Origin of the sequence: Paenibacillus odorifer (assembly GCF_000758725.1) — a bacterium.
GTDB lineage: Bacteria > Bacillota > Bacilli > Paenibacillales > Paenibacillaceae > Paenibacillus_AQ > Paenibacillus_AQ odorifer.
In genome coordinates this window covers 4,843,965-4,860,345 of the sequence record NZ_CP009428.1, presented here as the reverse complement: position 1 = coordinate 4,860,345, position 16,381 = coordinate 4,843,965, and the positions used below count along the sequence as shown (strand labels likewise).

9 protein-coding genes are annotated in these 16,381 nt (G+C 43.7%); all 9 read left to right on the top strand.

What is annotated here, in order from left to right; genetic code table 11:
• Positions 1-198 precede the first annotated feature (198 nt).
• The 9 genes from PODO_RS21250 (at position 199) to adhE (ending at position 16,355) form a co-directional block, all read left to right on the top strand.
• The gene (locus PODO_RS21250) at positions 199-2,505 is read left to right on the top strand and encodes a glycoside hydrolase family 65 protein (protein WP_036682942.1); all 2,307 of its coding nucleotides are present in this window, start codon (positions 199-201) and stop codon (positions 2,503-2,505) included.
• A complete protein-coding gene (locus tag PODO_RS21245; RefSeq protein WP_038572556.1) occupies positions 2,502-4,790 on the top strand; it encodes a glycosyl hydrolase family 65 domain-containing protein in 2,289 nt (762 codons plus the stop codon). The genes PODO_RS21250 and PODO_RS21245 overlap by 4 nt, the downstream gene beginning before the upstream one ends.
• Positions 4,791-4,815: 25 nt before the next feature.
• The gene (gene pgmB / locus PODO_RS21240; protein WP_051491264.1) at positions 4,816-5,454 is read left to right on the top strand and encodes a beta-phosphoglucomutase; all 639 of its coding nucleotides are present in this window, start codon (positions 4,816-4,818) and stop codon (positions 5,452-5,454) included.
• A 1,221-nt stretch (positions 5,455-6,675) separates the two neighbouring features.
• The gene (locus PODO_RS21235) at positions 6,676-8,469 is read left to right on the top strand and encodes a cache domain-containing sensor histidine kinase (RefSeq protein ID WP_036682936.1); all 1,794 of its coding nucleotides are present in this window, start codon (positions 6,676-6,678) and stop codon (positions 8,467-8,469) included.
• Positions 8,470-8,488: 19 nt separating this feature from the next.
• Positions 8,489-9,817 (top strand): response regulator, encoded by a 1,329-nt coding sequence (locus PODO_RS21230; protein ID WP_036682935.1) that lies wholly within the window; start codon positions 8,489-8,491, stop codon positions 9,815-9,817.
• A 210-nt stretch (positions 9,818-10,027) separates the two neighbouring features.
• The gene (locus PODO_RS21225; RefSeq protein ID WP_370510945.1) at positions 10,028-10,855 is read left to right on the top strand and encodes a carbohydrate ABC transporter permease; all 828 of its coding nucleotides are present in this window, start codon (positions 10,028-10,030) and stop codon (positions 10,853-10,855) included.
• 1 nt (position 10,856) lies between these two features.
• Entirely contained in the window at positions 10,857-11,729 is an 873-nt protein-coding gene (locus PODO_RS21220) for a carbohydrate ABC transporter permease (protein WP_036682930.1), read from the top strand.
• 132 nt (positions 11,730-11,861) lie between these two features.
• Complete coding sequence (locus PODO_RS21215) at positions 11,862-13,328, top strand: ABC transporter substrate-binding protein (RefSeq protein ID WP_036682927.1); 1,467 nt, start codon at positions 11,862-11,864, stop codon at positions 13,326-13,328.
• A 405-nt stretch (positions 13,329-13,733) separates the two neighbouring features.
• Positions 13,734-16,355: a bifunctional acetaldehyde-CoA/alcohol dehydrogenase gene (gene adhE, locus PODO_RS21210; RefSeq protein WP_038572553.1), complete on the top strand. Its 2,622-nt coding sequence runs from the start codon at positions 13,734-13,736 to the stop codon at positions 16,353-16,355.
• Positions 16,356-16,381 lie beyond the last annotated feature (26 nt).

Below are 16,381 nucleotides of genomic sequence, written 5' to 3'. Positions count from 1 at the left end.
ATACTGGGTTAATCGCTGTTTTTTTGCGTCCCCGTTAGATTGTAACATATAACATAGCTGAAATTCATGTTCAAGAAATTAGTTTTATCTCAACTCCGTATAAATGCACACATCTTCATTACGGTCGGACATTGGCTCTACTGCTATGCAGCGATATCCTGAAATTGGAGCAAAAATCAGGAGAAGGAGAAATCATATATGGCTAAAGTAGCAGACAAATATCTTAAGGTTGATCCGTGGGCAATTATTGAAGAGGGCTTTGATCCAGAGCGAAATCGGACTTCGGAATCTATTTTTTCATTGGGTAATGAATATATGGGTGTACGGGGATATGCAGAGGAAGGATATTCAGGTGACACCCTGCAAGGAAGTTATTTTAATGGATTAAATGAACAATTGGATATTGGCAATCACTATAAAGGGATTATTCGCTCGCTGAGATATATGGTGAATGCGGTGGACTGGCTGTATACACGTCTATCTGTAGATGGTGAACAGCTTGATTTAGCAAAAAGCAACGTAACGGATTATGTGCGTAGGTTGGATCTTCGTAAAGGTACGTACCGGAGAGAGCTAGTCTGGCATCTAAACGATGGCAAGTCGCTAAAAGTAGTCTTTACACGTCTGGTCAGTATGACTATGTCTCATTTGGGGTTGCAGCGGGTAGATTTTGAACCTCTTAATTTCTCGGGGAGCGTGGACATTTGTACAGGTCTTGATTTCGGCATTATTCATGAAGAACGCGGCGAATGTATGTGGAACAGTCTCCGCAGCGGAGTAAGTGGAGCGTCCTCTGCTATTATGGCGAGTACAGTGAATACTGGGAATAAGCTGTTCTCAAGCTTTACCTTACAATCCTCGCAGCCGTTACAGCTCACTGCTGTCGAGAGTGATAAATTTATTGGACAAAATTTCACCCTGGACCTTACGGAAGGAGAAGTCTCCTATTTTACCAAACTGGTTATGAACTATTCGGATAGTGATTCTGCCCATACAGCTGAAGAGCTGTGGAGCAAAGGTCTGTCTCTTGCTGAAACAGCAAGCCAGTTGACAGATACCCAAATAATCGCTGATCAGACAGCTTATTGGAAGGGCATCTGGGAGACAAGTGATATCCGAATTGAGGGCGATCCTGAGAATCAGCAGGGTATTCGTTTCTGTATCTTCCAGCTTTATCAGACCTATCATGGCGATCATCCCGGATTTAATATTGGTGCCAAAGGGCTGACGGGTGAAGTATATCGTGGGTTGGCTTTTTGGGATACAGAATCCTATTGCTTACCGTTCTATATGTTCAATAATCCAAGGGCTGCCCGGAGCTTATTGGAATTCAGATATAAAACATTGCCGCAGGCTATGCAGCGCGCTAAAGAGGTGGATTGTGAGGGAGCCTGCTATCCAATTGCTACTATAGATGGAACAGAAAGCTGTGATCTCTGGCAGCACTCTAATCTTCAGCTTCATGTAGGGACTGCTGTTTCTTATGGCATTTGGCATTATGTCAAAAATACCGGTGATAAAAGCTTCCTGCACAGTAAAGGGGCTGAGATGCTGATTCAGATCAGCAGATTCTATGCTACACGTGGCCAATGGGGGCAACGCAGCGGGGAATATGGTTATTTTGGCGTTATGGGCCCTGATGAGTTCCAATTGATGGTCAATAACAACTGCTACATTAATCTGATGGCTCAACAATCTTTTGAATACACCCTAGAGACTCTTCGGGAGATGAAAGAACAGGCTCCTGCTGCTTTTGCAGCTGTGGTAGAGAAAACAGAACTTCATGACGAGGAACTCACCGATTGGGAAAACAAGGCGCAGCATATGCGGATTCCGGTTGACGAAGTGACAGGAGTTTATGAAGAGCATGATGGGTTCTTCGATATGCCACATATTGATATTCATTCGATTCCTGTTACAGAATTCCCGTTATATTCGAACTGGTCATATGATCGTTTGTATCGCTATGACATGATTAAGCAGCCGGATGTACTTATGTTTATGTTCTTGTACAGCGGACAATTCTCTAAAGAAGCGAAGCTGGCGAACTATGAATATTACGAGCCTAGATGTATTCATGAGTCTTCGCTGTCACCTTCGATCCACTCCATTTTGGCGAGTGAAATCGGCAAACCCGAGGAAGCATATTCGTTTTTTGAATTTGCTACTCGACTGGATTTAGACAACTATAACCGCAATACCCGTGAAGGGCTGCATACTACCTCAATTGCAGCTGCTTGGATGAATATTGTTTACGGCTTTGGTGGAATGCGTTCGGATGGAGCACGTCTGTCCTTTCAGCCAACCCTGCCAGAACGCTGGGATGAATATAGCTTCCAAGTATTGTATGAAGGAGTGCTTCTGAGAATTGTGGTCGACAAAAATTCAGTAACAATCACTGCGGTTAATGGTGGAAGTACCGAAATTATAGTGTACGGACAGTCGATTACAGTGGATGCTTCCGGGAAGACGCTTCCGCTAGGCGAAGGGATGCTGGCAGGATGAACTGGATCGTAAAGGAGAGTTGTTTTGATAAACAGCTTGTGACGACGAACGGTAACAAATATATGTTAGGCAACGGCTACATGGGGTATCGCGGCACACTGGAGGAATTCAGTAAAACTGAGCTAGTAGCTGTCACCCTCGCAGGACTATATGACAAAGAGGGGGACAAATGGAGAGAACCAGTTAATGCCCCTAATGGATTGTTGACCAAAGTTTTCTGTAATGATCAGCTCTTAAGTGTGCTTGACTGTGAACCGGTCGCTCATACTCAGGAGCTGAATATCCGAAATGCCATTCATCATCGGAGCACTGAATATGCTGTATCTGACGGTGGGGCGTTGACGTTTACCGCAGATCGTTTCGTAAGCCAGGATAATCTTCACTTGCTCGTTAGTAAATACTCTATTCGCAGTACTCAAGACTGCCGAGTAGCGATTGAGACGGGAATTGACGTAGATGTGTGGGATATCAATGGGCCTCATCTTTACGGACAAAAGGTACAGCTCAAGGACGAGGTGCTGATCTCTTCTTCTGTTAGCGGAGAATTGAAGATTCCGGTTGTTGTGGCGGAGAGGGCGGTATTCAGTTTTGGTGAGGAGCTACTGGAAGATGGGGCTGCTGTTCGCCGGATTTCTTTTGATGCCCGTGCGGGTGAGACGTATGAATGGTTTAAGTATGTAGCAGTCTATACTGGACTTGATGCTGATCAGCCGGAGTCGGAAGCTGTTAAATCTGTCCATGCTGCTGAGGCGCTGGGTTTTGAGGGGTTATTTAAGGCTCATCGTCTGTTATGGGACGAGAGATGGTCACACAGCGATGTAATCATCGAAGGTGATGAAGCTGCCCAATTTGCCTTGAGATATAGTATCTATCAGCTGTTAATCATTGCCCCTACAGTTTCGGAGAAGGTGTCTATTCCAGCCCGGGGATTATCGGGTCAGGTATATAAGGGAGCTGTATTCTGGGATACGGAAATGTTTATGTTGCCGTTTTTCCTGCACAGTGATCCTAAGGTAGCGCGGAACTTGATGATGTACCGGATTCATACATTGGATGGTGCTCGCCGTAAGGCAGCGGAATATGGATTTTTGGGCGCATTTTATGCTTGGGAAAGTCAGGATACGGGAGACGATGCCTGTACGCTGTTTAATGTGAACGATGTATTTACAGGCCGGCCGATGCGGACCTATTTCCGCGATAAGCAGGTTCATATCAGTGGTGACGTTGTGCATGGGATCTGGAAGTATGTTCAATTCACAGGCGATGAAAGTCTGCTTACTAGTGGAGGAGCTGAGGTGATCTGGGAATGCGCTCGCTTTTTCTACTCTTACGCTTACTATAATTCGGTTAAACAGCGGTTTGAGATTCTGGATGTAACAGGTCCGGATGAATATCATGAGCGTGTGAACAATAATGCTTTTACCAATGCACTGGTTAAAGAGACGCTGGAGATTGCCTTGCATACGGCAGCTTTGCTGCAAGAGAAGTATCCTGAGGCCTACGGTCAATTGTCCGCTCCGTTTAGCTCAGGGCCATTCCTGAAGGAGTTCAAAACGATGCTGGATAGCTTTTATGTTCCACAGCCTGATCCTGCCAGTCTTGTTATTGAACAATTCGACCGGTACCTCACCTTGGAGGATGTAGAACTAACAGAACTGAAATCACGTGTGCTTAATAAAAATGAGTATTTTGGCGGCGGCAATGGCTTAGCTACCACCACAACCATACTTAAACAAGCAGACGTTGTGTTGATGCTGAATCTGTTTAAACACTCCTTTAGCAAGGAAGTGAAACAAGCGAACTGGGGATTTTACGAACCGCGTACGGAACATGGATCAAGCTTAAGCCCTTGTATCTACGCTTTGGTAGCTGCTGATATTGGTTCACCGGATTGGGGCTATCCGTATTTTATGCGTACGGCTACCGTCGATCTCACCGGCGAATCTAAGCAATATGTAGGGGATCTCTACATCGGAGGGACTCATCCAGCTGCGAATGGTGGTGCTTGGATGGCTGCGGTTCTTGGCTTCGCTGGGCTGGACTACGACGGAGGGGTTGTGCACATCAATCCATCTCTGCCGCAACATTGGCAGTCTGTTCAGCTTCCGGTTACGCTGCGCGGCGATACCATCCAACTGCGGATCAGTAAGGATGAAGTCACTGTGATCACAGCTGCTGATTACAGTGGAGACTTAGTATTCTCGGTGCAAGGCGGAGAAGGCAAGTCGTGCTCTGCTGGTGAGAACCTTCGACTGGCTTTGTCGAAACAGGAGTATAAATATTAATACACAACGGAGAGGAAGCAAATCAATGTTGGAAAATATGAAAGGCGCCATCTTTGATCTGGACGGCGTGATCGTAGATACAGCCAAATATCATTATTTGGCGTGGGCGAGTCTTGCAGATGAGCTTGGCTTTAAATTCACGGAGGAGGATAATGAACGGCTTAAAGGTGTGAGCCGGCTGAGATCGCTTGATATCCTGCTGGAAGTGGGTGGCCTGGAATTTGAGGAAGCAGAGAAGCAGGCAATGGCGGAGAAGAAAAACCGCCTGTACGTAGAATACATTTCTCGACTCGAGGAATCGGAGCTGCTGCCTGGAGTGAAAGAATACCTAACAGGATTGAGATCACGTGGGATTGGGATTGCGCTAGGATCAGCCAGTAAGAACGCTGAGTTTATTTTGAATAAGCTGAACATTACAGACTTATTCGATGCAGTTGTTGACGGCAACAAAGTGTCACTAGCCAAACCTGACCCAGAGGTATTCCTGATCGCGGCTCAAGAGATAGGCTTGCAGCCGGATGGATGTGTTGTGTTTGAAGATGCTGAGGCAGGCGTTCAAGCAGGTAAAGCTGCTGGAATGAAGGTTGTAGGTATCGGCAAACCTGAGGTGCTGAAAGAAGCTGATCTGGTCGTAAAAGGATTGTATGAGCTGCTGACAGACTAAATTTCTAAATGAACAAGGGACCGACTCCAAAGTAGCGGATGCCTTTGGGGGCGGTCTTTTTTTGTGCAAAGTCTCTGTATTTAGCTAGCTCAGACTGTCTATCGGACCTCATAGTCGCTATTAGCCAAAATTCGGCTTATTTGCGAACCTATCGGACTCCATAGTCTCTATTGGCTCGAAAAGCCCACATATCGCGTATGTTTGGAACGAATAACGCCTCTGGAGTCCGAAACTCCTCGTAAAAGCCAAAAATCAGCCAAATAGCAGCATCTGAGTCCGATCGCTCATCGTGAAGGGGTGTGTGGGAATGTAAAACGCCGAATAAGTAGTTAGCTACACATTAAGTAATCCAAAAGGTTAGTATTAAGCTCAGACGGTGATCGGACCCCATAGTCGCTATTAGCCGTATAGTAAATAATTCAGAAGGTTAGTCAAAAAGCTCAACAGTTTATCGGACCTCATAGTCTCTATAAGTAATAATTCGGCTCATATGCGAACCTATCGGACTCCATAGTCGCTATTGGTTCGAAAAGCCCACATATCGCGTAGTTTGGAACGAATAACGCCTCTGGAGTCCGAAACTCCTCGTAAAAGCCAAAAATTAGCCAAATAGCTGCATCTGAGTCCTATAGCTCATCGTGAAGAGGGCGTATGGGAATGCAAAACGCCGAATAAGTAGTAAGTCGCACATTAAGTAATCCAAACGCTCAACAAGCAGCAAAGCCGCACATCCGGTAATCCTAACGCACAACAAGCAGCTAAATAGCACATCAAGTAATCCAGACGCCCAACAGCAAAGCACATTCAAGTATTGAAGTACTTGAGTGTTCAAGTGTTCAAGAACATACATCGCACTTCTTCCATATAGAGTTCATTCCTCCTAGCCCCACGCAGTGTCCTTTACGCCGTCTCCCCCTTTTTCTGTTTGCGGTTTTTAAGAGTTCGTTGATGGAGTTGCGAAGTGGAGGTTTGGAGCTGGAGAAACGCCAGTGGTCGCCTTTATCCTCGGATTTCTACCGCTCAGCGGTATAAAATCAGGAAATCTGAGGATAACAGCGATCGTAAGCCCAAACGCTCCACGTAGTGGCGAACATATCATCGTGCTCTTTTTATCCGTCCAACAGAAAAAACTACATACAAATGAACATAAAAAACTTTAAAATAAACATATGTAAGCGTTTATCACTTTGATATAGTTATTGAACCCGGAGGTGTATCTCGATGTTGTCTAGGCTGATTAGGCCGATTTTGAAGCTGAACGTCAAACAGCAGCTTATCCTGCTGTTTCTGATTATGATCTCGCCCATTCTGTTTTTGAACATTTACGGGAATATGAAGGCTGAGCAAATTCTGAAGCGCCATGTGACGAATGCTTATGTAGAGCTGAACAAGCAAAACTTCACCATCATTAACCGAGATATCGATACCGTAAATAAAATTACTACCACTGTAATTCAAAACCCTCTGATTCAGCAGATTAATATGACGGGTTCGGATACCATCCTGGAGCGGGTTAAACGCTATGAGACGATAGAGAAGCTGTTGGTCAGTTACTCGCAGGGAGCTGAGCGTGGGGACGGCATCTATTATTCCCTTTATATATACGATCCCGAGGATTATTATTTTTTTGCACCCAATTTCCCACAGGTTAAGAAGGCGGGGGTATATTTCTTTTCCAAAGCGGAAGAGCCATATTGGTTCGAGGAGGTTGTCCAGAAAAAGGGCCGCGGATCTCTAAAATTCACAGGGAAGCTAAGTGCGCAAGCGGAAAACTTGAAGACTCTTACCTATATGAGAGCTGTCAATAACATCTCCAGGAAAGCTGAGACTATTGGGGTCTTAGTCATTACCAAGATGGACGCGAAAATCGGAGAATCCCTCAAATCCATATCGTTGCCTGATGGTGATATTTACTTAACGGATCTGGATAATCGTGTACTCGCTTCTACTACGAATAATACTGGTGAGATCATTACGTTGCCGGAAACGGTCATTGCTGAGGATTTGGAAGGTACCGTGGATGTTATTACCTCGGATTTTATTTATGTGGTCAATAATAACCACGCCTTAGGACAGAAGCTAGTCTACAAAATCGCCGTAAAAGCACTGCTGCAGCAACAAAACGAAATGAAAAGTGTGATTCAATACATAACTGTGGCCTATGCTGTTTTTGGATTAATCATGATTACTTATTTCTGGCGTTCATTAATGACGCCTTTGCAAAAGTTAGCCTTTTTCGTCCGAAAGTTTGAGCCAGGCAATCGTGTCCCTGAGACGCCAAAAAGAGGGAGTAACGATGAGGTCAGTGTGCTGATTGGATCTACCTATGACATGGCCCGCAGGCTTAATGGACTAATTACTTATAAATATCAGATGGAGCTAAAACAGAAGGAATCACAGCTTCAACTGCTCTATCAACAGATCAATCCGCATTTGCTCTACAACACTTTGGAGAGTATTTACTGGAAAAGCTCGCTGGAAGGTAACGTTGAATCCGCCGAGATGATCAAGGAATTATCCAAGCTTATGAAGATTAGCCTTAGTCGGGGAAGGGAGCTGATTAGCCTTGAAGAAGAGCTGGAGCATGCAACGGCCTATATCAAGCTGCAGCAGCACCGGTATGATTATATATTTCGTGTTGTAATGGAGATTCACCCAGATACGAAAAGAAATCTAATTCCTAAAATTACCCTGCAGCCGTTAATTGAGAATGCTATTATTCATGGTGTCAAAAATATGGGCGAGGATGGGGAAATCATCATTAGCGCAGTTTGTGTGGACGATACCGTCGAGATCACTATTGAAGATAACGGATATAAGTCTGTTGATTATCAGGCCATTGAAGCTGTGCTGAATGACGACAGTCCAAATCCGGCCAGCGGTTACGGGATTCGCAACATTAACCAGCGCATACATTTACACTTTGGCTCTGATTATGGCATCAGCTATACGCCTCGTAAAGAGGGCGGTACATTGGTGACGGTTAAGCTTCCGAAATCAGAGAATCAGGACTAAGGAAGGGGAGCATACAGATATGTTCAATATATTAGTTGTGGATGACGAACCCTTGATTTGTAAAGGGCTGAGCAATTTATTAGCTTCTTCGGGGTTAAACATAGACCATATTTATACAGCAAACAGTGGTTTTGAAGCGCTGGACTGCATTCGGATGGAGGAAATAGACCTGCTCGTTACTGATATTCAGATGGGCGCAATGAGCGGGATTGATCTGATGCAGCATGCAAAATTGGCCAAACCTTGGGTACAGACCATCGTGATTTCTGCACACGAGACATTTCAATATGCGCAAATGGCGGTTAGGCTTGGCGCGAAGGATTATTTGATCAAACCTTTGAACAGTGAGCAATTTCTGGATTCGGTGCGAAATGTGCTGCTTAAGATGGGGAAACCATCACCAGAATTGGACATTTTTATGTCAGGAATTAATGAAAGCTTTCGGCTGGAAGAGCCGCTTCCGGAATACAGCAAGTTATTAAATGAGCTGCTCAATGAGCCTGAAGGTGTACTGTGTGATGCAGAACGCTTACAAAAGCTGGATAACCTGAAGCTGCAAGGGCCGTATTTTTCCGTCTTAAAAATTAAGGTGCCTCTGGCTGGAATGAATCAGGAGAAGCACTACACCCTGCAGGACAGACGGCTTCTTTGTTATGCCGCGCTGAATATCGCCAAAGAGCTGATGGATCAGGAGTGGAACTCGACAGCCTTTTACGCAGAGGATGAAGAAATAACGATCATTATTCAATGGGATGAAAAAAGCTATGAAGATTCGTCTGCCAGTCAAATCAATAGGCTAGATATTCTTGGCCGCAGTCTTCATTTTAATATTCAAAAATATCTGCACTTAAATGCAGTCATCGGCATCAGCCAGATTCTCAAGGGTCTATCATTTATGGCTGTATTGAACCGTCAAGCCTCCAAAGCCATTCTTTGGAATAATGAACATAATGACCATTATGTGTTTTACTACGGGGATTTTAATTGGAACAGCTACACAACCGATCCTTCAGTAGAAGAGCTTCATACACGCAGCAATCTGATTGTAGAGAAAGCAAGAGAGTATATTGACGAGAACTATGCGCAAAAAGGATTAACCATCCATGAAGTGGCTAAGAAAAACCATGTCAGTCCTAATTATTTGAGCTATTTGTTTAAGAAAAATACAGGTTACAACCTGTGGGAATATGTAATTAAGCTGCGGATGGAAGAAAGCCGGGAGATGATTTTGAACACAGATCTTCGCAGATACGAAATCGCCGAGCGTGTAGGTTATGAATCACCGGAGCATTTTAGTAAAATTTTCAAAAAATATTATGGGATTAGCCCCAGTGAATTGAAGAAGTAAAAACACATACTACTTCGGTAGATTTAGACATGTTCAGTACAACCCTCATTTTCTACAATTTAAGGTAGGAAGCATTTTGCGAAAAATGCTGAAAGAAAAATGGAATGAGGGAGCCTGATGAATCAAACCGCAGTTGTATCCGAAAATCCGCCGGCGCTGAAGGGTACACCGTATAAGCAAAACCGCTGGAAGAAAAACTTTTGGGGATATATGTTCCTCGTACCTGCTGTGATTATTTTTGTAATGTTCCTGTGGGTGCCAATTTTTAAAGGCTTGTTGTACAGCTTTTACCATGTTGATTTTGTAAAAGGAAATAGCTTTGTTGGTTTTGAGAACTACGCTAGAGCCCTTAGTGATCCAGATGTTTTGACCGCATTAAAAAATACAGGGTATTACATGCTTCTATGTCTTATTATCGGGTTCTGGGTTCCGATCGCTTTTGCCATTATGATCTCGGAGCTGAGAAGGTTTGGGGGCTTTGTACGGGTAGCGGCTTACCTTCCTTTCGTTATGCCTGGTGTGGTTCTATATGGACTCTGGAGATGGCTTTATGATCCGGTGGGCCCAATCAATGCGGTATTAAGCACGCTTGGTGTGGACCAGGTTGCCTTCCTGACAGATACAAGGTGGTCGATGATTTCTCTTGTTTTTATGGAGACGTGGCAGCAGTTTGGATCAGGGATGTTAATATACTTGGCTGCTGTACTCAGCATTCCGCGGGATTGGTATGAAGCAGCTGAGATTGATGGGGCTGGTGTGTGGGCACGTATAAAGTACATCACATTGCCTTCGCTACGTAATTTGATCATTTTGATGTTGATATTACAGATTATCGGGACTTCACAAGGGTATCAGTCACAAATGGCGCTGCTTGATGGTGGGCCGAATAATACTACGCTTACCTATGCGCTGCTGATCGTAAAATATGCTTTTACGCGACTCGATTATGGAACAGCGACTGCGCTTGGCATGCTAATGTTCATTGTCCTAGGTGGTTTGGGCATTTTACAGTTCAAGCTTAACAAGGAGGACAACTAAGATGAAGAGCGCAGACAGAGGGATTCTCTCAGAACATGATTTGAAAAAAACAAGCAATAAGATCGTTTATGGCTTGATGTGCGTGGTTATTTTGATTATGGTGTTCAGCATGCTGTATCCGATCTGTATGACGTTATTTAACGGACTGAAATCGAATCAAGAGGTGAACTCATTCCCACCGCATTTTTTCCCGCAGGAATGGCACTTCAGCAACCTTAAGGAAGCGATGAATTACATTGATCTGCTGATGTTCCTTAAAAACACCATTTATATTTTTGTGGGGAATATGGTCGTGACACTAGTAGTATTGGGAATGTCTGCTTTCAGCATTTCTCGTATGAATGTCCCTTACAGAAAGGCAATTTATTTCTTTTTCCTGATGACATTGTTTATTCCGGCGACCAGCTATATGATTCCCAACTTTGTCAATCTAAAAGAGCTTGGATTACTGAATCAGTACGCTGCTTTTTGGCTGCCTGCTGGTGCGAATACATTCTATTTTCTACTCTTAAAGAACTTTTTTGATGGGATACATCCTGAAATTTTTGAAGCAGCGCGGATTGACGGTTCCTCTGAGCCGAGAAGCTTTTTCTCCATTGCAGTGCCATTGTCGGTTCCGATTTTTGCTACGCTGGCGATCTTTATCTTTTCTACAGCATGGAATGACTGGTTCTGGCCATCTCTGGTTATGCACAGTGAAGAGAAATATACGCTCGCGACAGCAATCTATAAATACGTTATTAATGTAAAGGCACTTAATACGAATATTAAATTCGCCATCCTATTTATCGTATCGTTGCCGCCGATCCTTGTCTTCCTGATCTTCCAAAAGTTCATTATGCGTGGCGTCGCATTATCAGCAGTTAAGGGATAAGCAAGGATCGACGGATTTAGTCACGGATCGTAAACATGCACATGAAAGGAATATAAATGCACCTCGTTTGTAAACGATTTCTCTTTTATGATCGATATGTAAGATAACTATGAATTGAAAAGGGGAGTTTCAATGCGTAAGTACTCTAGCGTGCTACTAAGCCTCCTTGTGGCCGGATCGTTGTTAACCGCTTGCGGCGGTAATAACAATAACGGAAACACGACAGGAAACAAGGAAGGGGAAGCGACTACTGCGCCAACGAATGCTGCAACAGATAATGCTGGCAGTGCTACAGCAGCGCCAACTGATGATATCACACAAAGAAAAGTGACCATCAAAATTCACTATCCAACCCCTGACCTAACCGAAGTTAGAGCACAGGAAGATGACAAGATCAAACGTTTCCAAGAGGAATATCCGAATGTTGAAATCGTCAAAGACGATTGGCAGTACAATGTAAGTGAAATCGGCATCAAAATGGCAGCGAATGAAGCTCCAACCTTCTTTAACACCTACGCTACAGAAGCAAAATTCCTAGTTGAAAAAGGCTGGGTAGCTGACATTACGGATCTGTGGAATAAATACGAATTTAAGGATCAAATTAACCCGGTTCTCCAAAATCAATTTATCATTGACGGTAAAGTCTTCGGCGTAACTCAAAAGGGTTATGTAACAACCACAATGATCAACAAAAAAATGCTGGACGAAAAAGGCGTTGCTGTTCCACCTATGGATTGGACTTGGGATGATATGCTGAATACCGCCAAAGGCGTAGCTGATACCAAAAAAGGGATTTCCGGTATTGCTCCAATGGGTAAAGGGAATGAAGCAGGCTGGAACTGGACCAACTTCCTGTTCGAAGCTGGCGGTGAAATTCAGAAGATTGAAGGCGGTAAGGTTGTAGCTACTTTTAATTCTGAGGCTGGGATTAAAGCGCTGGATTTCTACAAGAAACTTAGATGGGAAGCAAACGCGATTCCTCAGGACTGGGCACTGGGCTGGGGTGATGCTGTAGGCGCATTCCAACAAAGTCGTACAGCAATGGTAATGGCTGGATCTGACGGTGTTATTGAGCAAGCGTTGAATCAGGGCGGTCTGAAACCAGAAGATGTACTTACGTATCCAATGCCTGCAATGGAAAAAGGCGGAAAACACACCGGGGTACTTGGTGGTGACTACCTTGTAATCAATCCAAATGCAACACCAGACGAGCAAGAAATGGCATTCCGTTATATTACATTTGATTACTTCTCCGATAAAGGTCTAGAAGCACTGGATGCGGTTCTGCAACAACGTACAACGGATGGTAAATACTTTATTCCGCCGCTCTTAGATTACTATTCTGCAGATTCTGACTTCGGCAAGAAAACGAAAGCTGTGTATGATAAATATACAAATGTATATCAATACAGCCCTGATATTTTAGGTTTGCTGGACGGTAAACCGGAAGCGCAATACAATACACAGGACTACTACGCAACCATGTCCAATGTAATTCAAGAGCTGTTCTCCAAAAAAGGAACAGATTCCAAGACACAGCTTGAAGCTGCTGCCAAAACAGTGCAAGAGAAATTCTTCGACACAATTAAAGTAGAATAGCTAGGAAGAACAGAACCGGCTCCATAGGAGTCGGTTTTTTTATGTTTATATTATTGATATTTTTATAAATCAACACGACGGGGGGCATCCGACTATTTTTTAGAGGCCAATGGAAAAATAGAGTGTCAACAAAATTAGATTTGCTTTTTTAAAATATTTTTGCGAGCGGAAAGGTAGAAAATGGGTATCAGTTCTTGTCTTTTTAAACATAAACTTTAAATTTAAGGAATAATAAAGCATAAATAATGGTAAAAAAGCTATAATATGATCGAATGAAAGCGCTTTGAAAACAAATCAAAAAAACTTTATACTTTGTGAAAGATTTCACTATACAAGGTGGAAATGATGTGATAAGATAAATGTGTAGAGAAAAACAACCTAAAAATTGACAGGAGGACGAGGGAGATGGCAGTTAAGAACGAAGTCGCCGCCCAAGTTAAACAAACTACCGCTGAAGAGTATATTCAGACTTTAGTGGATAAAGCGAAAAAAGCACATGAGGCATTCATGGCGCTGGATCAAGAGCAAGTTGACACAATCGTTCATGCAATGGCGTTGGCTGGACTCGACAAACATATGTACCTCGCTAAATTGGCTGTAGAAGAAACTGGCCGCGGGGTTTACGAAGACAAAATTACTAAAAACATCTTCTCGACAGAATATATCTGGCACGGAATTAAATACGATAAAACAGTAGGCGTTATTGAAGACAATGCTTATGAAAGCTTCCAAAAAATTGCTGAGCCCGTCGGAATTGTAATGGGTATCACACCGGTAACCAACCCTACATCCACCACGATGTTTAAAGCGTTGATTTCGATTAAGACACGGAACCCTATTATATTCGGTTTCCACCCATCTGCGCAAGAGTGTAGTGCAGCTGCTGCTAGAATTCTTCATGATGCGGCTGTAAAAGCTGGCGCACCTGAGAATTGTATCCAATGGATTGAAATGCCAACAATGGACAAAACAAACGCTTTGATGAACAACCCTGACGTTGCACTTATTCTCGCAACAGGCGGTTCAGCAATGGTAAAAGCAGCTTATAGCTGTGGTAAACCAGCTCTTGGCGTAGGTCCTGGTAACGTACCTGCATTCATCGAAAAGAGCGCGGATATCGATCAAGCCGTAACGGACATCATTCTTTCCAAAACATTTGATAATGGTATGATCTGTGCTTCCGAGCAAGCTGTTATTATCGAAGAACCAATCTTTGATCAAGTGAAAAAGAAAATGATCGCTAATGGCTGCTACTTTGTTAACAAAGAAGAAGCTGCCAAACTTACTAGCGGCGCTATGAACGTTGATAAATGTGCGGTTAACCCAGCAATCGTTGGACAATCCGCAGTGAAAATTGCTGAAATGTGCGGCATTCAAGTTCCTGCCGGCACTAAGATTCTGGTAGCAGAACTTGAAGGTGTAGGCACTAAATATCCATTGTCCGCTGAAAAATTGAGTCCTGTGCTTGCTTGCTACAAAGTTAAAAACGCAGATCAAGGTATCGAACGCGCAGCACAAGTTGTTGAATTTGGTGGTATGGGCCATAGTTCGGCTATCCACTCCAACAACGAAGAAGTAATCATGAAGTTCTCCAACCGTCTGCAAACAGGACGTATTCTCGTTAACTCGCCTTCCACTCATGGTGCGATCGGCGATATCTATAACACTAACATCCCTTCGTTGACGCTGGGCTGCGGATCTTATGGTCGTAACTCCGTGTCGCAAAACGTTACAGCAATTAATTTGATCAACGTGAAAAGGGTGAATCGTCGTACCGTGAATATGCAATGGTTTAAAGTACCTGACAAGATCTATTTCGAAAAAGGCGCTACTCAGTACCTGACCAAAATGCCTGATATCACACGTGTCGCAATTATCACTGACCCAATGATGGTTAAGCTCGGATATGTTGAGAGAGTTGAACATTACCTGCGTCAACGCCAAACTCCTGTAGCGATCGAAGTGTTCTCGGAAGTTGAACCAGATCCATCGACAACTACAGTTGAAAAAGGTACAGCAATGATGAACAGATTCCAACCGGACTGCATCATCGCACTTGGTGGTGGTTCCCCAATGGATGCTGCAAAAGGAATGTGGTTATTCTATGAACATCCAGACGCAGACTTTAACGGTCTGAAACAAAAATTCATGGATATCCGTAAACGGGTTTACAAATTCCCTAAACTTGGAAACAAAGCTAAGTTTGTAGCGATTCCAACTACTTCGGGTACGGGTTCGGAAGTAACATCTTTCGCAGTTATTACCGATAAAACAACTGAACAACACACTAAATATCCTTTGGCTGACTACGAGCTAACTCCAGACGTAGCTATCATTGATCCAGAGTTCGTATATAGCTTGCCAAAAACTGCTGTAGCTGATACAGGTATGGACGTATTGACACATGCCATCGAAGCTTATGTATCAGTTATGGCGAGTGACTACACTGATGGTCTGGCAATTAAAGCAATCCAATTGGTATTCCAATACCTTGAAAAATCGGCGCTTGAAGGCGACAGAGTTGCCCGTGAGAAAATGCATAACGCATCAACACTTGCTGGTATGGCCTTTGCTAATGCTTTCCTGGGTATTAACCACAGTTTAGCGCATAAATGGGGCGGTCAATATCACACTGCTCACGGTCGTACTAATGCGATCCTTATGCCACACGTTATTCGTTACAATGCTAAGAAACCTACGAAGTTCGCTTCGTTCCCTAAATATTCACACTTCGTAGCTGACGAGCGTTATGCAGAAATCGCCCGTATTCTGGGATTGCCAGCTCGCACAACTGAAGAAGGTGTAACTAGCCTGATCAATGCTATTCGCGATATGAACAAAAAACTGGGTATCGAAGAATCCTTCCAACAACTGGGCTTTGATCCTAAGGATTTTGAATCCCGTGTAGATTACTTGGCTGACCGTGCATTTGAAGATCAATGTACAACTGCCAATCCTAAGCTGCCACTGGTATCTGAACTTGCAGATGTGTACCGTAATGCTTTCTACGGAAGATTTGATAATTAATATTTGGTTAAGTAGATAATAGGATG